Genomic DNA, 18478 nt, shown 5'->3' with positions numbered 1-18478 from the left:
TGGAACGACAACGGCAGACGCTGAACGGCGAACGGAATCGGGCGGGCCGTCACCAGCACCCGGAGGTGGCCAGCGCGCGCAGCAGCTGGTCGGCCTCCTCGCGATCCGCTGCCGAGAGCCGCTGCACGACCTCGGCTTCGGGGGCCATCACCCGGGCGGCCGGTGGCACGTCGCCCAGAACCAGCGAACCGGCGCCGATCAACGCGTCGTCGCCGACGGTGACCGGCCCGAGCACGATCGCGTTGGTACCGAGCACCACCCGGTCGCCGACGACCGGATGCCGGCGGGCACCGGGTTCGCGGCGCCCGTCCCGCCACCAGCCGACCGCGCCCAGCGTGACCTGGTGGAAGATCGTGACATCGTCACCGACCTCGGCCGTCTCCCCGATGACCACCGCGGCCCCGTGATCGATGAACACGCGCCGACCCAGCGTCGCGCCCGGATGGATTTCGATGCCGCCGGTCACCGCGCGGGCCAGGTAGGCCAGGAGCCGGGCGAGCTGACGGTGCCCACGGATGTACAGGGCATGTGCCAGCCGGTGGGTCCACAGCGCGGGCAGCGCGGGGTGGAGCAGTGCCTCCGCGCGGGTGCGGATCGACGGGTCCCGCGCGACGATCACGGAGAGGTCTTCCCTCGCCCTGCTGATCACCCTACGCATACGATCCTCCGTCATGGCATGTCCTGGTTTTCCTGTGGTGCCGTCGAATTCGATGGCCGGCCTCAGTAATTCGGGGATTTGACCAGCTTGCCGGTGCCTTCGACGATCTCCGGTATGTACACCCGCTCGGTCCAGACGTCCTGGGCCACCGGTTCGAGGGCGATCGACACGGCGCCTTCGTCGACCGAGAACGCGGTCCGGACCGCGCTGGTGATCGCGTCGACGAGGGCGGAGATCTGGTCGGCTTCGAGGTTGTTCGGGAAATGCTTGATGCTGACGTGAGGCACTCCGATGGCCTTTCTGGGGAGTCGTGCGGCCTGAATTGCGGTGACGAGTTCGGCTATTCCGTTCGTGCGCAGCAGTTCGTAGTGATCAGCCCTGAGTCGGCTGACCCTGAGGGGTGTGCTCGACAGCGTGTGACCGGAATCGATGAAGGAGTCCTGGTCGCCGTCGGCCCGGAATACCGTGATCGGCGCCGCGATGCTGCGCTCGGCCAGTTCGTGAGGGGCGTACTCGAAGAGAAAGGTCTTCCGCACCACGCCGACGATCCTGCGCACCAGTTCCCGCTCCAGGTGCTCGAACCGGCCGCAGACGAATGCGATGAAGGAGTCTTCGTCGTGGGTCGCGGCCAGGCACGCGTCGACCGCCGACCGCTCGAGGTTTCCGGCGAACACCGAATAGAGAATCGCGACGAAGGTGTGGTCGGCGAAGCTGACCGCCGCCTCGGTGGGCGTCTCGGCGCGGGTTTCCACGGGCGGCTTGCCCGGTGCGATCAGGATCACCTCGTCGACCCGCTCGCCGGCGCGTTCCAGTTGACGGGCCGTCTCGAACGCGACCCGGGCCCCGAAGGAGTAACCCCACAGGGTGTACGGGCCGACCGGCTGGACCTCCCGGATGAGTTCGATGTCCTTGGCGACCATCTCGTCGAACGTCGGGTACGCGATCTCGCCCGCGTTGACGCCGTAGGCCTGGATTCCGAGGAACGGCCGGTCCAGTTCCAGCCTGCCGGCCAGCAGCCGCAGGCTCATCGGGTAGCCACCCAGCCCGGGCCAGCAGAAGACCGGCCGTCCGCCGTCTCCGGCTCGCAGTCGTACGAGCCTGGGCAGCGCGGTCGCGGGCTCACGGTCGACGCGTCTGGCCAGCTCGGCGATGGTCGGTGCGTCGAACAGCACCTGGAGCGGCAGGGAACTGCCGAGCTCCCGGTTGATCCGGCCGACCAGGTTGACCGCGGTCAGCGAATGGCCCCCGGCCGCGAAGAAGTTGTCCCGGATCGAGACCCGGTCCTGTCCGAGCACCTTGCGCCACAGCGCGGCGATGGCCTCCTCGGTGGGCGTACGCGGGGGGACTACCGGCGCCTCGGTGTCCTCCATGGCGGCCTTGTCCAGCTCGCGCAGGGCCTGGTGGTCGATCTTGCCGTTCGGGGTGAGCGGGAAGGAGTCCAGCACGGTGACCCGGTTCGGCACCATGTACGGCGGCAGGGACTCGGCCAGGTTGTCCTTGACGATCTCGGCCGGCCCCCGCATGTGGACGGAGTCCTCCTTCATGCCCTCGCTGAGCCGCTGCTCGGCACTGATCCGGCCACCGACGGCGAAATAGGACGCGGCGTCCGGGCCGAGGTCGACGAGGTGCGCGATGCGCCGGGCGGACGGCAGGGGGTTGCCGGTCTCCGAGCTGTAGCCGGAGGACATCAGCCCGAGGTCGAGGTCGTTCATCTGGAGGCGCTGCAGTTCCCGGCCGAGGTCGGCGTAGCGCTGCCAGGGTTCGGACGCTCGGCCGATCACGCTGATCCCGAAACTCGCGCGGTCGTAGACCTCCTGGTTGATGGCGATGACATCCTGCTTGCGAATCAGGTGGTCGGACACGCACACCAGTTCGGCGCCGTCATACCGGTACTGGCCGGGGTCCAGATCGGCGATCCGGTCGGGATGGGCCTGCACATACAGGTCGACCGGGCTGTCGACGGCCGGGGCGGCGGCCGTCTCCACCTCGTACGTGCCCAGGTAGTGGTCCTCGTCCGGGCAGCCCAGCAGATCCTTGACCTCGGACGCCCCCGGGCGGGCGTTGATGCGCAACCCGTACTCGGGCAGGACCTGGTCGAACAGGCCGACCACGTGGCCTGCTTCGAAGTGGAGAACTTCCCGGATGTTGTTGCGGTAGACGGGCTCGATGGCCGACCGGCGCCCGATGAAGTGGACGCGCAGCCTCGGGGTGCCGACCGGAGCGGGGCTGATCAGCACGAGCCGGTGATTGATCGGGTGGTGGTAGTAGTAGCCCGGTTCGAGACCCGCGACACCGGACAGCTCCAGGTACAACTGCGTCGCGTACAACGAGCCGGGAGAGGCGTAGCCGTACTTGGGAAGCAGCCGTTCACCGCTGGGGAACTGCCCGAAATAGCGGAGCAGGGTGCCGAGTTCGGACAACGTCAGGGTGTCCGGGTCGCGGGGGGCGGCCGGTTGTTCCGTCGGGTGGGCGAGCAGGGCCATGATGTCGGCCCGTTCGACCTCGCCGCCTTCGTAGAAGCGGTACGTCTTGCGGGCGAACACCGTGCGCCGCTGCCGGGCCGTCGCCGCGCGTCCGGGCAGCTCGACGACGGCCACTCCGTCTTCCTGCCGCACACCCAGATTCGCCAGCTGCGCCTTGAGTTGCAGTCTGCTCTGCTTCGACTGGTGATGGGTACCGTGGTTGCCCTGGTCCATCAGCGCGGCCCGCTGGGGGTCGAGCTCTATGAAGGCGATGAGATTGGCGCCGACTCTGGTGTCGTCGCGGACCAGGACGGCGGCGCGCTTGACCCAGTCGTGCTTTTCGATGGACACCTTGATCTCGTCCAGCTCGACCCGGAAGCCGCGCAGCTTGACCTGGCTGTCGGTACGGCCGAGGAACTGCACGGTGCCGTCGTCGTTCCACCTGGCCAGGTCGCCGGTGCGGTACAGACGGGCGGATTCGGGATCGGTGGCGAACGGGTTGGTGATGAAGCGTTCGGCGGTCAGCTCGGGGTTGTTCAGGTACCCGCGGGCGAGTTGGCGTCCGGCGATGTGGAGTTCACCCGACTCACCACGTGCCACGGGCCGGCGGGCGGCGTCGAGGATGTGGAAGCTCATGCCCCGGACCGGTCGGCCGATGGAGATGTGGTCGGGACCGTGCTGGACGGTGCCGCGGTCCACGGTGTGGGCCGACGCGTTGATCGTGCACTCGCTCGGGCCGTACAGGTTGACCAGAGTCAGATCCGGTAACGCGTCGAGCAGTTCGGTCGCCAGGTTCCTGGTGAGCGACTCACCGCCGCTGAAGACATGGGTGAGCGAGGCGCAGTCGGACAGCCGTCCGGTGTCGACGAGCCCCTGCAGCAGCGTCGGCACCCCCTGAACGGTGGTCACCCTGTGCTCCACGATCAGGTCGATGAGCCCGCCGGGGTCGGCGTAGAGGCCTGGTCCGCTCATCACCACGCTGCTGCCGCAGGCCGGTGCCAGGATCTCCCACTGGGCCGCGTCGAAACTCAGGGGCGTCTTCTGCAGCACCGTCCTGCGGTCGTCGAGCCCCTGCTCGTCGGCCAGCCAGCGCATCTGGCTGACGATGCTGTGGTGCTCGATGCCGATGCCCTTCGGGTTGCCCGTGCTCCCCGAGGTGTAGATCACGTACGCGAGGCTGTGGCTCTGTGCGGGCGAGGTGGCGGACGGAGCGGCGGAACCGGTGTCCGGTTCGGCTTCCAGGGGGGTCTGGGTCTGCGCGACGGTGACGATCTTCGTTCCCGGTGGCGTGATCGCGGCCAGTCGGGACGCCAAGGACTCGTCGACCAGGATGACCTTGATTCCTGAGTCCGCGATCATGTAGCGGACACGTTCATCCGGGTATTCCGGCGACAGCGGCAGATAGGCGGCGCCTGCGTGCAGGACGCCCCAGACACTGGCCATGAGATCGACGGACGGCTCCATGAAGATGCCGACGGGCTCGTTCACCGCACCGAGCCGCCGAAGGTAGCCGGCCATGGTCCCGCTGCGCTCGCTGAGTTGCCGAAAGGTCAGCCGCTCCGTGCCGCAGGAGACGGCAGTCCGGTCGGGCTGGGCGACGGTGACCGCGCCCAGCATGTCTGACAGGGACAATTCCTCGGACCCCGTTAGTTTCGCCATCATCCTTCGAACCTAGAATTCGTCAATTTTGAGTCGACGCGCGTCACACGCTCGCGAAATCAGGCATGCGAGAAGCGCGATCGCCGATGGGCTTCGCCTTGGATGGAAGCAGTCGAAATCACGTGACGTTTACATGATCGGTCGCAGGAGAACCCTGCCGGGACCATAGGGCGCCAGGGCGGCGCTCAGCGCCTGTCGGTACATCGCCCACAGGGGCGCTGCGTTTGCTCAAGGGGTCGTGCAGACATGCCTTTTACGCCTCCCCCAACCAATCTTCATGCCCGTCACGATCTTGCGCCTTCCCCCCGGAGGACGCTGCGCAGGCCAAAACAAGTCAGTCATCTCCGCAAGCAATCGGAAGGTACACGATGCACATGACCCACGCGAGATCGAGAAACGCACACGCTGATCCCTTTTGGGGCGATTACCACCGCTGCACTCTCGGCCAGGTCGGGATGGCCGAAGCGTTGCGGGGTGCAAACAGAGGGAGGTTGCTCCAGTTGTCCGCCGTCGGCGCGACGCGGAGGCCCTCATCCGGCTGGTGTCGCAGGGGCCTGTTTCACGACAGCCGATGCGAGTCCGCCGACCACCCCTCACCGGAACATTTTCTGGCCGTCTGCTGGAGCGAATGCCTCATGCGGCCGGCTCCGCGTTGCGGCCGACCGACGGAGTCGGGGCCTTAAAGAAGCGTTCACGGACTTGCAACGGAGGGCGCCACCGGAGCAGTTGGTACCGCTTCGGTCGTACGGTCACCACGGTGGCCTTCATTCCGAGGCCAGGAGTCGGGAGGTGGCTGGAGGGTGCCGTGGCCCTGGTGTGCGGCGGTGGCGGCCGGGCAGGCTAGTTTGCTGGGATGAGTCTCCTTGATGATGTGGCTGAGCGCGACGGCTGGCGCTGCTGGGTGTGCGACGAACCGGTCGACCCCGACAAGTCGGTGAACGACCCGCAGGGGCCCAGCGTCGACAGCCGGACCGCCGACCGGAAGGCCAAGGTCGCCGAGCGGCTCGCGCACCGCGGGTGCAACACCCGCAAGGGCGCGGTCAAGGCGGTCATCGCCTGGCCGGACCGCCTGTACGTGGTCGAACCCGCGCAGTTGATCACCGTTGCCGCGAGGCTGGAGCGCAAGGGGGGCCGCGAGATCGTGGGCCGCTGTCCGACCAGGCAGGACGCCCAAGAGGCAGCGGATTGGCTGGTGGACCGGTTCTCCCGACTGGCACCGGGGCTGCCGGTGACCGCCGGCATCGAGGCGGGCGGCGGCCAGTTCCTCCTCATCCTGGCCACTGGCCGCCGCTGACCGGGATCACCAGCGCGCACTCGCGTCGACGTCGATGAGGTCCTGGGTCACGGCATCACCGTCCTCGATCTGGACCTGGCTGCCGCACCGACGCGGAACGCCGGGAGACGTGAGTCTGCACGGGCGGCCGTGGTCAGGCGGTGGGCGCCCACCGGCATCGCACGGCCGCCCGCCGGGTGGTCGCTGGCCAGGTCGACCTGGGCCTCGGTAGCCAGTTCAGCGGGCGCCGACGAAGCCCGCGCGGTCGTCGGCGCCCGCTGTCTCAGGCCTGCTCCGTCGGGACCGGGCATCCACCTTCGTCGCCGTCCGGGGAGTCGACGCCCGGCACCCGCAGGGTCAGGCGGCGACCCTCCAACTCCCGCTGCCTGGCGGCCAGGGCCCTCGCCAGCATCTTCGCCCGGTAGGGGTTCGACTCACCGAGGGCCTTCGCCACCTCCACAGCCTCGTCCAACAAGGCCAACCGTCGATCGGGCAACTCCCGCACCAGGGGCGACGCGCTCGCCTCCACCAGGACGTACGCCAGCTTCGACCCGTACGCCTCCGGCTCGACCCGTGTCAAAACGCGGTAGATCCACAGCCCCTCTGCACCGCGCACCACCCGCCGGTTGGCACTGAGCAGCCTGACCCTCGCCAGCACCACCATGTCCTGATCCATCGATCCCCCTTCGTCCCGCCACCCCCCGGCCGGTGCACGTCACACGGCGAGACAGCACGGCGAACGCGCCGGCAGCCGATAGAGGCTGCCGGCACGTTGGCCGGAGAGTGGATGACGACGAGTCTGGCGCGCGACACCGGCTGCCACAAGGTCGAACGGACGTGCGCTGAGTCCTACCGAAACCGGCTCCGAACAGCCATGATGGACCTGACACTCACTCAAGGCCATCCGCGAGCACAACGGACCTACCCGTGCCGTTCACGCTCCGCCCACCACTCTCCCGTGGGTCATGGGCTCGGATCCGGTTCTGCGCTGGGCAAGGCGTGCCCCGGTCACGCGGCCTCTTGGTGGGCGGGACGCGGGTCGGCGGCGCCGTAGGCCTCCCGGACGCGTCGGTCGCTGACGCGGAGGGCGACGAGGGAGGCGCACAGGCACAGGGCGGCCAGGGCGAAGAAGGCGATCCGGTAGGCGAACGCGCCGTCGGTACCGGCCGGTGAAGCCGGCGATGCCGCCAGTGTCCCGGCCAGGGCCACTCCGAAGGCGCCGGCGGTCTGCCGCTGCATGTTGAGGAGGGTGGTGGCGTCGGCCGTACGGGAGGGCGGGATCGTGACGAAGGCCGTGTTCTGGGCGCTCGCGAAGAGCAGGCCGACGGATGTCCCGAGCAGGTACATCGACGGGTACAGGGCGAGGGGCTGCGGGGTGACCGTGAGGATCGCCAGGAGGACGATGATCAGCGCGGCCCCGGCCCCGCCCACGACCATCAGGCGGCGGGGGCCGACCCGGTCGTGGAGACGGGGCACGATCTGGGAGGCGGTCAGCATGCCGAGCGCCTCCGGGAACGTGGCCAGGCCCGAGTGGAGAGCGTCGTAGCCCAAGTCGGTCTGCAGGAACTGGGGAAACAGGTAGAGCACTCCCATGAAGGCGGCCCCGGTGGGCAGCAGGACCAGCTGGGTCGTACGGAACACCTGGTCCTTGGCCACCCACAGATCGATCATCGGATGCCTGGCCCGCAGCTCCCATGGAACCAACGCGGCGAGGAACACGACGCCGCCCACCAGTGGGACCAGGACGGCGCCGCTTCCCCAGCCCCGATCCGGGGCGCCGGTGAGGGCGTACAGGACCGCCGCGAGGCCGCCGCCCGCGAGGACGAAACCGGGCACGTCGAAACGGGGCGCGCCCGGGCCGGGGAAGTCGGGCAGCACGCCCAGCCCGAAGAGCAGGGCGAGCGCTCCGACCGGCAGGTTGACGAGGAAGACCCAGTGCCAGGAGGCGGTGTCCACGAGCCAGCCGCCCAGGACGGGTCCGAGGGCGGGAGCGACGGCGGTCGGCAGCATGACGTACTGCTGCGCCCGCAGCCGCTCGGCCACGGGGAACGCCCGCAGCATCATCGTCATGCCGACGGGGGCGAGCAGACCGCCGCCGACGCCCTGCAGGACGCGGTACCCGGTGAGCGCTTCGAGCGAGCCGGCGGTGGCGCACAGGCCGGAGGCCACGGTGAACAGCAGCAGAGCGGTCAGTGCGGTGCGCCGGGTGCCGAAGCGGCTGCCGAGCCAGCCGGAGACGGGGATGAAGACCGCGAGGGCCACGAGGTAGCCGACGTTGACGGAGCTCAGGCCGGAGGCGTCCACGCCGAAGTCGCGGCCGATGGCCGGGAGGGCCACGTTGACGATCGTGGTGTCCATGATCGCCATGAAGTTCGCGGCGACGAACACCACACAGACGGCGACCTTCACGGAAACCCGGTGACCGAATCTCGGGGAAGGGCCGGGGCCTGTCGGGTGCTCGGAGCTCACCGGCCGTCCCGAAGCCAGCGGACCTGCTCCTCGGTCAGGGTGAGACGGCGCGCCTGGAGCGAGTTGTCGATCTGGGCGGTCGTCCTCGCTCCGATGGACGGCCACACACCGGGATGGTGGAGAGTCCAGGCCAGGGCCACGGTCTCGGGCCGGGTGCCGAGTTGGTCGGCGAGTTCCCGGCAGCGCAGCCGGCGGGCGCGGTTGTCCTCGGTGTCGTAGGGATCGGGCTTGCCTCCCAGCCCCTTGGGTCCGGTCCGCGCGAAGTGGCCGCGGGCCTGCGAGGACCAGCTGATCAGCGGCAGGCGGTGCTCGCGCACGACGCCGAGTACGGCGCTGTCGGCGTGCAGGCTGCCTTCCAGCAGCGCCGGGTCGGGCTCGGCGAGGCTGAACTGATAGCTGGCGACGGGAGTGTGGTGCCGCTCGCCGAGTTCGGCGGCGAGCTCCGACAACCGCTCGGCGTGCCAGTTGGAGACACCGACGCGGCGGACGTGTCCGGCGTCCACGAGGCTCACGAGGGTGTCCGCGAGTTCGGCGACCGGCCGGTCGGGGTCGTCACAGTGGTAGAGGAGGACGTCGATGGCCTCGACGCCGAGGTTCTCCAGCGCGGACCGCACGTGCTCGAACACGGTGTCCCGGCTCAGCGGGATGTCCCCGCCGGTCGTGTCGTGGCCGACCTTGGTGGCCACCCCCAGTCTGCCGGGGTTCTTGCGCAGCCAGTCGCCGACCGCCGCCTCGGCCTTCCCGCCGGCGTAACTGTGCGAGGTCTCGACGAGCAGCCCGCCGGCGTGTGCGAAGTGGGCGAGCCGCTCGGCGGTGGTCTCGGCGGGCTCCGCTCCGAAGGGACCACCGAGGACGAATCTGTGCGCGGCGGTCTCCATGCCTTCCTCGTCGAAGAGTCCGTCGAGCAACCGCAGGGGGGAATGCGGCATCAGGCCCCGCCCTCATGGTTCGGGACGTCCACCCGTCGGAATCCGTCGACGTCGGCGAAGGGCCGCGGCAGGTGCGGCCGGAGCGGGATGTGGAAGGTGTTGAGCATCATCGCGGACATGCTGAAGCTGCCGATGCAGCCGATCAGGTCCAGCACGCCTTCCTCACCGAACAACCCGATGGCCTCCGCGTAGGTGGTGTCCGTGACGAAGTGGTCGTAGAGCATCTCGTGCGCGAAGGCGTGGAAGACGCGCTCGTCCTCGGCCTTGAAGCCGGGGTCTTCGCCGCGCGCGAGGCGGTCCAGGCACTCGGCCGGGATGCCTTCCGCGATGGCCTGCTGGATGTGGGCGTTCCAGGCGGCCTGACTGTCGAAGCGGCGGCCGGCGATCAGCACGCTCAGCTCGCGCAGGCGCTGCGGGAACCGCGACTCGTTGCGGCAGTAGCGGCCGAGGTTCTCGACCCAGTGGGCCAGTTCGATGTTGCGGGCCCAGGCGAGGAAGGGCGGGGGCGGTTCGACCCCGGGGCCGACGATGGTTTCGAGGAGTTCGCTCTGTTCGGGGGTCAGGCTGGTGATCGGTTTCAGGCGCATGGTCGCGCTGCCTTTCGGGAGAGGTGGGGTCACCGAGTCGATGTCTGCTCCCACGGGAGACGGCGGTGAGAGTCCGCCGGACAGGCCCGTGCCCGGGGCAGGGCCGTCCGTGACCACCGGCCGCGCGCCACGGGCGTGCGGTCCCGCGGTCGGGGACGGTGAAGGGGGAGGCGCCCCGGGGCACGGGCGGTCGGCACCGGTGGGGCCGAGGGCGGTGGCCCGTCGGCCGGCCGGGCGGGAAGGGGGGCAGCGTGGCGACTCGGGTGCGGGGAGCACCCCGGACGGGGTGTTCAACCCGCTGGAGGAAGGCGTGGACGCAGGGGGGCAGGGGGGCAGGGGGTCAGGCGGTGCGCCACCAGGCGTAGTACTTGTCGCCGTAGCCGTCCATGATGTCCGCGTACTCGTGGTCGGCGTCCGGGAACTCGAAGAAGTCGTGCGGCACGTCGAGGGCCGTGAAGCGGTCGTCCAGGTCACGGATGGTGGGTGCCAGACGGGTGTCGAGCCGGCCGGACAGCAGGCGGACCTGACTGGTGCGGCGCAGTTCCGGGGCGTTGGCGAGGACCAGGCTCCAGGGGTGGCAGAGGTCGTAGTACTCCTGGTCACCGAAGTAGGTGTTGTTGACCCGGTCCTCGGGCTCGTCCTTGAGGTAGCGCAGGATCGCGGGGGCGACCGCCGACACCTTCCCGAAGATCTTCGGGTACTTCAGGCCGAGGTGGAGGGCGCCGAAGCCGCCCATCGAGAAGCCCTCGACGGTACGGGCCTGGGCCTCGGGAATCGTCCGGTAGGTGTCGTCCATGTGCTGGACCAGGTCGAAGGCCGTGATCTGGGCCAGCGGGCGGGCGCCGTCCTTGGAGTCGACGTACCAGCCGATCGGCAGGATCTGCGGAACGACGACGATCGCGGGAGGCATCACCTCGTTCCGGATCGCCTTGTCGATCCGCGCAACCATGTCGGAGCCCTGACGGGCATTGCCGAAACCGCCGTGCAGCCAGTAGATGACTGGGAACCGTCGTTCCGGCTCGGCCTCGTACCGGGGCGGGAGGTAGAGCTGGTAGCTGCCCTGGGCATCCGCGCTGCCGCGCGAGGGCTGCGGGTAGAGACCGAAGGTGGTGAGCTCCTGGTCCGCAAGGACCTCGTCGATCCACTGCTGTTCGATCTCTGCCATCTGCTCGGGAGTCGTGCGTACCTTGTGAACCTTCTCGGCCACGGGGCTTGTCCTCTCGGGGATAGGTTGTGGTGCGAACCGGGGTCCTCCGAGGCAGGTGCGGCAGCCCTCCGACCCACCACCCGGACGTTCCATTACGTGGAATGACGTATTCTCTTGTGGAACGCTCATCAGTGAAACGCTGGGACGGGAGCCTGTCAATGGCCGGGATCGAAACTTCAGGGGACTCACAGAACGGCGGCCGCGGCGGGCGGAGTTCCCTCGCGGGCAACGCCACCGACAAGGCGCTCAACCTGCTGGAGGCGGCGTCGGCACCCGGTTATCCGCATCGGCTGGGCGATGTCGCCGCGGCCGCCGGGGTGCCCAAGGCCAGCGCCCACCGCATCATGCAGAACCTCGTTGCCACCGGTTTTCTGGCCTCCGACGGCTCCGGCGGCTACGGCCCCGGACCGCGGATCCGCGCGCTCGCCGCCCGGATCACCCAGGGCTGCGAGGAGGACCAGGTGATGCGCGCCGAGCTGGAGGTGCTCGGCCGGAGAATCGGCCACACGGTGCAGATCGGCGTGCGCACCGGCGATGCGATCACCCTGCTGGTCAAGGTGGCGGGCCCGAACCCGGTGCAGGACTCCTCCCGGGTGGGCATGCAGCTGCCGCTGCACACCACCGCGATCGGCAAGTGCGTCCTCGCCGGCCTCGACGACGAGCAACTCACTTCTCTGGTGGACAGGTTGGGTCTGCCGCCCCGTACGGAGAACTCGCTCACCGATCCCGCCGAACTGCGCGCGGAACTCGCCAAGGTGCGCGAGCAGGGTTTCGCGCTGGACGACGAGGAGAACGAACTCGGCGTACGCTGCCTCGCCGTGCCGGTACGCGACGCCAAGAACTCGGTCATCGGTGCCGTCAACGTCTCGACGATCACCTTCCTGGAAACGCGCGAGACCCTCCTGAGCTGGGTCGGCTTCGCACGTACGACGGCGGACGCATTGCACGGCCTGCTGGGCTGAGCCCATTCCCGATTCAGGCGGACGCGTCGATGACGCCCTCCTTTACAACAACACCCCGCCCGTGCACCAGGTCATGATCCGCACGCTTATCATGCGTGTCCGTCGCCCCATTCGCCTTGCACGGACGCTGGACAGCAGGGCGTCGTTTCAGCAGGGTTACACCACTGGGCCGATCGCGTCTCGTCCGCACTGCGGGAGGAAGACGCCCACGCCCCTGTTCACCGGCCAGCCCCCGGTGAGCCGGCACCACCTCAGCATCCGAGCCTGATCCTCGCGAGCAGCGGGAGCACCTCCGGTTCGTCGCCGCTCATCCCTGAAGACCGTCGGTCTGCCACGGCCTGTCTCCGGCCGTCACCGCACGGCGGTCCCCGGCGACGCACCCGCCCCCTCACCTTCCGGCCCTCCGCCGGCCGGCTCGCACCCTTCCGTGAACACGCGCAGGTGGATCCCGTTCTTGGGTGCCACCCGGGCCGTGCCCCCTCATCGCCCGTGCCCGGCGCGTGCGGATGTTCCTCATCACCTTCAGCTGCCCGCCCTTCCGGTCTCCGCCGCCGTGGCGGATCTCCCGTGGCGCAAGGAGAAGACATGCACCCCCTCGACTCCGCTTCCCACCTGCCCGGCCCGAGAGCACGCCGGGCCGCCCGCTTCACCCGCGGTGGCCTGGTAGCCCTGTCCGCCATGCTCGCTCTCACGCTGACCGCCTGCGGCGGCGGCACCGACACGGCCGGCGGCGCCCAGAGCACCGGCAAGGCGGTGGCGGGCGACACCCTCACCGTCGCCGAGCAGCAGGCGCCACCCACCCTGAACCCGGGCAGTCTCGACCTCGGGTTCGTCGACTTCACGATGCTGTCGTACGAGTCGCTGTTCTACCTCTCCCCCGAGGGCAAGGTGGAGCCGGCGCTCGCGCAGTCCTGGAAGTACGTCGGCACCGGAAACACGGAGCTGTCCGTCACGCTGCGCTCGGGCGTGAGGTTCGCCGACGGCGCGGCCGTGACCGCCGACGCGGTCAAGGCGTCCCTGGAGTACGCGAAGAAGGCGCAGGGCAACCAGGCCCACTACCTCACCGACGCGACCATCACGGTCACCGGCCCGCTGGCGCTGACCATCGAGCTGGCCAAGGCCAACCCGATCCTGCCCACTCTGCTGACCCAGTCGTACGGCATCGGCCAGATCATCAGCCCCAAGGGCCTTGCCGCCGCGTCGAGTCTGACGCCGACCAGGACCAGCCAGGGCGCCGGGCCGTACGTCTACGAGCCCTCCGACAGTGTGGCGGGCGACCACTACACGTACACCGCCAACCCGAACTACTACGACAAGTCCAAACAGCACTACAAGAAGATCGTGATCCGGATCGTCCAGAACGGCCAGACCGCGGTCAACGCCATGAAGACCGGCCAGATCGACGTCTACAAGGGCGACTACACCTCCGCCGCCTCGGCCGAGTCCGCCGGCATGTCCACCGTCGGCCTCCCGGTGATTCTCCAGGGGCTCAGCCTCATCGACCGCGAGGGAGCGGTGTCCAAGCCGCTCGGTGACGTCCGGGTCCGGCAGGCGATCAACTACGCCATCGACCGGGAGGCGGTCACCAAGGCGCTCCTGGGCGACCAGGGCACGCCCACCGTGCAGACCGTGATCAAGGGCGGGGACGGCTACTCGGAAGACCTCGCGGACCACTACACCTACAACCCGACGAAGGCCGAGGAGCTGCTGAAGGAGGCCGGTTACGCCGACGGCTTCGAACTCCCCGTCCTCGCGGCCACGTTCGTCGGTTTCGACACCATGGCCCAGGCGATCGCCGGCCAGCTGTCCAAGGTCGGCATCAAGGTGAAGGTCAACGCGGTCACCAGCATCACCTCCTTCGTCGAGAACCAGACCAACAAGAAGTACCCGGCCGTCTCGGGCGGGTTCACCGAGGAGCCGATGTACCTGGAGGGCCTGGACCTGTTCATGCCCGGCTCCAAGGTCTTCAACGGCTTCGGCAGCACCTCGCCGGAACTGACCGCCCTCTTCGACAAGGCCGCCGCGGCCGAACCCGCCGAGCGGGCCGAGCTCGACCGGCAGATGCAGGAGTACCTGGTGAAGAACGCCTGGTTCGCCCCGGTCGCCTTCACCCCGGTCAACTACTACGTCCGTCCCGGCATCGGCGGGGTGAAGGTCAGCGCGGGCGCGCCCTTCGCCAGCCCGCTGGCCTTCTACGCCACCAAGTAAGCGCTCCGGGCGGCCCCCGTACCTGAACGACGGGGGCCGCCCGGCCCAAGAAAGGAGTGAGGTGAGATGCACAGGATCCTCTTCCGCTGGCTGCTCGGCGCGGTCCCGGTGGTGTTCGGTGTAAGCGTCCTGACGTTCGTCCTGACCAGCCTGGTCCCGGGCGACCCGGGTCGCACCATCCTCGGCGCGAACGCCAGTCCCGCCCAGGTCGCGGCCCTCGACAGGCAACTCGGCCTCGACCACTCGCTGCCGGTCCGCTACGGGGACTGGCTGACCGGCGCCCTGCACGGCGACCTCGGCGACTCCCTCACCTCCGGGGTACCGGTGAGCGACCAGCTCACCTCCCGGATCGGCGTCACGCTCTCGTTGATCGCGGGCGCGATCCTGGTGGCCGCGCTGGCGGGGGTAGTTCTCGGTGTGCTCAGTGCTTTGAAAGGCGGATGGCTCGGGCGGGCCGTGGACGGCATCTCACTGGTCGGGCTCGCCGTGCCGAACTTCTGGTTCGGCCTGGTGCTGATGACCGCGTTCGCCGTACAGCTGCCGGTCTTCCCCGTCTCGGGCTACGTCCCGTTCACCGAGTCGCCGGTGCAGTGGTTCGAATCGCTTGTACTGCCCGTGCTGACGCTGGGCGTGCCGGCCACCGCTCCCGTGGCCAAGCAGACCCGCGACGGCGTGCTCACCCAGCTCGACCGCGAGTACGTCCGCGTACTGCGGGCGCGCGGTGTCCCGGAGCGGTCGGTGATCTTCCGGCACGTGCTGCGCAACGCGGCCGCTCCGATCGTCACCGTCCTGGGTGTGGTCGTGGTGACGCTGTTCGGCGGCACCGTCCTCGCCGAGACCCTGTTCGTGATGCCGGGCCTCGGCGGGCTGGCCGTCACCGCCGCGCAGACCCAGGACATCCCGATGGTCCAGGGCGTCGCCCTCGTCTTCACGGTCACCGTGATGCTGATCAACCTGCTGATCGAAGTGGTGTACACGATGCTCAACCCGAAGGTGCGGACATGAAGACCCCGGTGATCGCACGTCAGACGGCGCACGAGAGTGGACGGGAAGATCCGCGGCGGGGCGCCGCGCAGCGCGGGTTCGCCGCCCGGCTGCTGCGCAAGCCGGCCGCGGCCGTCTCCGCCGGCTATCTCCTCCTCGTCGTCCTGGTCACCGTGTTCGCCGGCCCACTCGCTCCTTACGATCCCGACGAGCAGGACCTGACCGCCGCGCTCCAGGGCCCCGGCGGCGCCCACCTGTTGGGCACCGGCGAGCTGGGCCGGGACGTGCTCAGCCGGCTGATGCACGGCGGGCAGATCACCATGCTCGGCGTGGTGATCACCCTGGCCGGCTATCTGACGCTCGGCGTCCCGGCCGGAATGATCGCGGGCTACCGTGGCGGCTGGTTCGACCGGTTCGTCCTCAAGACCGCCGACCTGATCTCCGCCGTCCCCGTCATCATCGTGCTGCTGGTGGTCCTCGCGGTCTTCACCGACAACGAGAGCGCCGCCATGGCCGCCAACGGCCTCCTCGGGGCGCCGCTGCTCGCCCGAGTGGTCCGCTCCGCCACACTCGGTGTGAAGGAGGAGCTGTACGTCCGGGCGGCCGTCGCGGGCGGCATCGGCGACCGGGTCATCATCCGCCGGCACGTCCTGCCGCGCGTCACCGGCGCCGTCCTCGTCCAGGCGTCCGTGTTCGGCGCCTACGCCGTCCTCCTGGAGACCGGACTCGGCTTCCTCGGCCTGGGCACCACCGAGGCCAGCTGGGGCAGCATGATCGCCGAGGCGTCCAAGAACATCGGCACCGATCCGTGGCTCCTCGTGCCCTCCGGCTTCATGATCATCAGCTTCATCCTGGCGCTCGGCCTGCTCAGCGACGGCCTGCGCGACACACTCGCCGAACGGTACTCACCCCCGGCCGACAAGCCGCCGTCCCGCCGTATGGGCCGGCCCCGGGGAGCCTCTCCCGAGCCGTTGCGGGCCAGGGCCTCCGACACCCCGCGGCTGATCGAGGAGCCGGACCCCGACGCCCTGCTGTCGGTGCGCGGTCTGACGGTGTCCCTGCGCATCGAGGGCACGCCCACCGAGGTCATCCGGGATGTGTCGTTCGACCTGCGGGCCGGCGAGGTGCTGGGCATCGTCGGCGAGACCGGCTGCGGCAAGACCGTCACCGCCACCTCGCTCCTCGGCATGCTGCCCCCGGGCGGCCGGATCGCCTCCGGCACCATCCTCTTCGAGGGCGCCGACCTCGCCCGGGCGGGCGCGGCGGCGCTGCGCAAGGTGCGCGGACGCCGTATCGGATGGATCTCCCAGGACCCCGTCGCCGGCCTCGACCCGTCCTTCACCGCCGGCGCCCAGGTCGCCGAGGCCGTGCGCCTGCACACCGGCTGCTCCCGCAGGCAGGCCCGGGAGCGCACGCTGGAGCTCTTCGAGAAGGTACGGCTGCCCGACCCCGCCCGGGTGGCCGGCAGCTACCCCCACCAGTTGTCCGGCGGTATGGCACAACGCGTCGGTATCGCGGCCGCGCTGGCGGGCGACCCTGCCCTGGTGATCGCCGACGAGCCCACCACCGCCCTCGACGTGACCGTGCAGGCCGAGATCCTCGACCTGCTGCGCGAACTCCAGGCATCCGGCACGGCCGTCATCCTCATCACCCACGACTGGGGCGTGCTGGCCGACCTGGGCGACCGGGCGGTGGTGATGTACGCCGGCGAGGTCGTCGAGGAGGCCGAGGTCACCGCGCTGGTGACCACGCCGGCCCACCCCTACACGGCCGGACTGCTCGGCTCCGACCCCCACCACGCCCTGCCCGGCCAGCCGCTGCCCGCCGTCGAGGGCGCGGTACCGCCCCCGGCCCAGTGGCCCGTCGGCTGCCACTTCCAGAACCGCTGCCCGCGGGTGACCGACGCCTGCAAGGAGAAACCCGTCGTGATCTCTCATCTGGTCGAGCTGGAACGGTCGACCCGGTGCATCCGCCCACTGGAGCTGATCGGAGGAGGAACACATGAGTGATCGGACCGCTCAGGAAGTCGACGAACTTCTCCGGGTGCGTGGACTCGACGTCACCTACCGCCGGACCCGGCTGCGCGGCGGTGACGTCAACGCCGTACGCGGCGTGGACCTGACCGTGGGGCGCGGCGAGACCGTCGGCCTGGTCGGCGAGTCCGGCTCCGGCAAGTCGACCATCGGTTCCGCGGTGCTGGGGCTGGTGCCGGCGACCGGCGGCAGCATCGAGTTCGACGGCGCCGACATCACGCACAGCTCACGCGCGGACCGCCGACTGCTGGCCCGCCGTATGCAGGTGGTCTTCCAGGACCCGTACGGCTCCATGAACCCCGCCCACACGGTGGGCGACACGCTCGCCGAGGCCCTGCGGTACAACCTGGGCCTGCCCGCGGACGAGATCCGCGAGCGCGTCCTGCGCGCCCTGGACGACGTCGGACTGCCGCCCGGCGCCGCCCACCGCCACCCGGCGGCGTTCTCCGGCGGTCAGCGCCAACGCATCCCCATCGCAAGGGCGTTGGTGATGGAGCCCGACTTCGTCGTGTGCGACGAGGCGGTCAGCGCACTCGACCTGTCGGTCCAGGCCCAGGTCCTCAACCTGCTGGCCCGTCTCAAGCGCACGCGCGGCCTCAGCTACCTGTTCGTCTCCCACGACCTGGCTGTGGTCCGCTACCTCAGCGACACCATCGTCGTCCTCTACGCGGGCCGGGTAGTCGAGCGCGGCCCGGCCGCGCTGGTCGCCGAGCACCCCGCCCACCCCTACACCCGCGCCCTGCTCGCCGCGGCCCCGGTCCCCGACCCGGTCGCCCAACGCCGCCGCCAGGCCGAGCGTCGCCTCGCGAGCGCGGCCACCACCGCCTCGGGGCGCGTCAGTGAGGGCTGCGCCTTCGCTCCCCGCTGTCCGTTCGCCCAGGAGACCTGCTGGTCCACCCAGCCCGAACTCGTGGAGCAGGACGGGGTCGCCGTCGCGTGCCATCGGCGGGACGAGATCGGGGCGGGCACAGCCCTGCCCGGCCGGACATCAGCCGGTGCCGCCTGATCGGCCGGCACCCCTCACCCCTGCCCCCACCGCACAAGGAG

13 protein-coding genes are annotated in these 18478 nt (G+C 69.8%); 6 read left to right on the top strand and 7 right to left on the bottom strand.

Going from position 1 to position 18478, the window contains the following annotated elements; genetic code table 11:
- Window positions 1–49 precede the first annotated feature (49 nt).
- Window positions 50–658 (bottom strand): serine O-acetyltransferase EpsC, encoded by a 609-nt coding sequence (gene epsC, locus OG933_RS43050; protein WP_405632856.1) that lies wholly within the window; start codon window positions 656–658, stop codon window positions 50–52.
- 62 nt (window positions 659–720) lie between these two features.
- On the bottom strand, window positions 721–4752 hold the full coding sequence (locus OG933_RS43045) for an amino acid adenylation domain-containing protein (protein WP_405632854.1): 4032 nt from the start codon (window positions 4750–4752) through the stop codon (window positions 721–723).
- An 880-nt stretch (window positions 4753–5632) separates the two neighbouring features.
- Here OG933_RS43045 and OG933_RS43040 point away from each other — a divergent pair.
- Window positions 5633–6073 carry a hypothetical protein gene (locus tag OG933_RS43040; RefSeq protein ID WP_362525833.1) on the top strand — a complete coding sequence of 147 codons (441 nt, stop codon included), beginning with the start codon at window positions 5633–5635 and terminating at the stop codon, window positions 6071–6073.
- A 262-nt stretch (window positions 6074–6335) separates the two neighbouring features.
- Here the strand turns inward: OG933_RS43040 and OG933_RS43035 are convergent, their stop codons facing one another.
- The 5 genes from OG933_RS43035 to OG933_RS43015 all read right to left on the bottom strand — a co-directional run bounded on the left by OG933_RS43035 (window position 6336) and on the right by OG933_RS43015 (window position 11244).
- Window positions 6336–6728 carry a hypothetical protein gene (locus OG933_RS43035; protein ID WP_405632853.1) on the bottom strand — a complete coding sequence of 131 codons (393 nt, stop codon included), beginning with the start codon at window positions 6726–6728 and terminating at the stop codon, window positions 6336–6338.
- Window positions 6729–7060: 332 nt separating this feature from the next.
- A complete protein-coding gene (locus OG933_RS43030; protein ID WP_405632851.1) occupies window positions 7061–8461 on the bottom strand; it encodes an MDR family MFS transporter in 1401 nt (466 codons plus the stop codon).
- Between the two features lie 56 nt (window positions 8462–8517).
- Window positions 8518–9450 (bottom strand): aldo/keto reductase, encoded by a 933-nt coding sequence (locus OG933_RS43025; RefSeq protein WP_405632849.1) that lies wholly within the window; start codon window positions 9448–9450, stop codon window positions 8518–8520.
- Window positions 9450–10037, bottom strand: a complete 588-nt coding sequence (locus OG933_RS43020) for a carboxymuconolactone decarboxylase family protein (RefSeq protein WP_405632846.1) — start codon at window positions 10035–10037, stop codon at window positions 9450–9452. The genes OG933_RS43025 and OG933_RS43020 overlap by 1 nt, the downstream gene beginning before the upstream one ends.
- 340 nt (window positions 10038–10377) lie before the next feature.
- Window positions 10378–11244 (bottom strand): alpha/beta hydrolase, encoded by an 867-nt coding sequence (locus OG933_RS43015; RefSeq protein ID WP_405632843.1) that lies wholly within the window; start codon window positions 11242–11244, stop codon window positions 10378–10380.
- Between the two features lie 158 nt (window positions 11245–11402).
- Here OG933_RS43015 and OG933_RS43010 point away from each other — a divergent pair, with 158 nt between their 5' ends.
- The 5 genes from OG933_RS43010 (at window position 11403) to OG933_RS42990 (ending at window position 18437) form a co-directional block, all read left to right on the top strand.
- Entirely contained in the window at window positions 11403–12206 is an 804-nt protein-coding gene (locus OG933_RS43010) for an IclR family transcriptional regulator (RefSeq protein WP_362525849.1), read from the top strand.
- A gap of 585 nt (window positions 12207–12791) precedes the next feature.
- On the top strand, window positions 12792–14414 hold the full coding sequence (locus OG933_RS43005) for an ABC transporter substrate-binding protein (RefSeq protein WP_405632840.1): 1623 nt from the start codon (window positions 12792–12794) through the stop codon (window positions 14412–14414).
- A 66-nt stretch (window positions 14415–14480) separates the two neighbouring features.
- Complete coding sequence (locus OG933_RS43000) at window positions 14481–15419, top strand: ABC transporter permease (RefSeq protein WP_405632838.1); 939 nt, start codon at window positions 14481–14483, stop codon at window positions 15417–15419.
- Entirely contained in the window at window positions 15416–17407 is a 1992-nt protein-coding gene (locus tag OG933_RS42995) for a dipeptide/oligopeptide/nickel ABC transporter permease/ATP-binding protein (RefSeq protein WP_362525858.1), read from the top strand. Before OG933_RS43000 ends, OG933_RS42995 begins: the two co-directional genes overlap by 4 nt.
- Entirely contained in the window at window positions 17400–18437 is a 1038-nt protein-coding gene (locus OG933_RS42990; protein WP_405632836.1) for an oligopeptide/dipeptide ABC transporter ATP-binding protein, read from the top strand. Before OG933_RS42995 ends, OG933_RS42990 begins: the two co-directional genes overlap by 8 nt.
- Window positions 18438–18478: the final 41 nt, after the last annotated feature.

It is taken from the genome of Streptomyces sp. NBC_00016, from assembly GCF_045040885.1.
GTDB classification, from domain to species: Bacteria; Actinomycetota; Actinomycetes; order Streptomycetales; family Streptomycetaceae; genus Streptomyces; species Streptomyces coriariae.
This window is presented reverse-complemented; position numbering and strand designations above follow the sequence as displayed.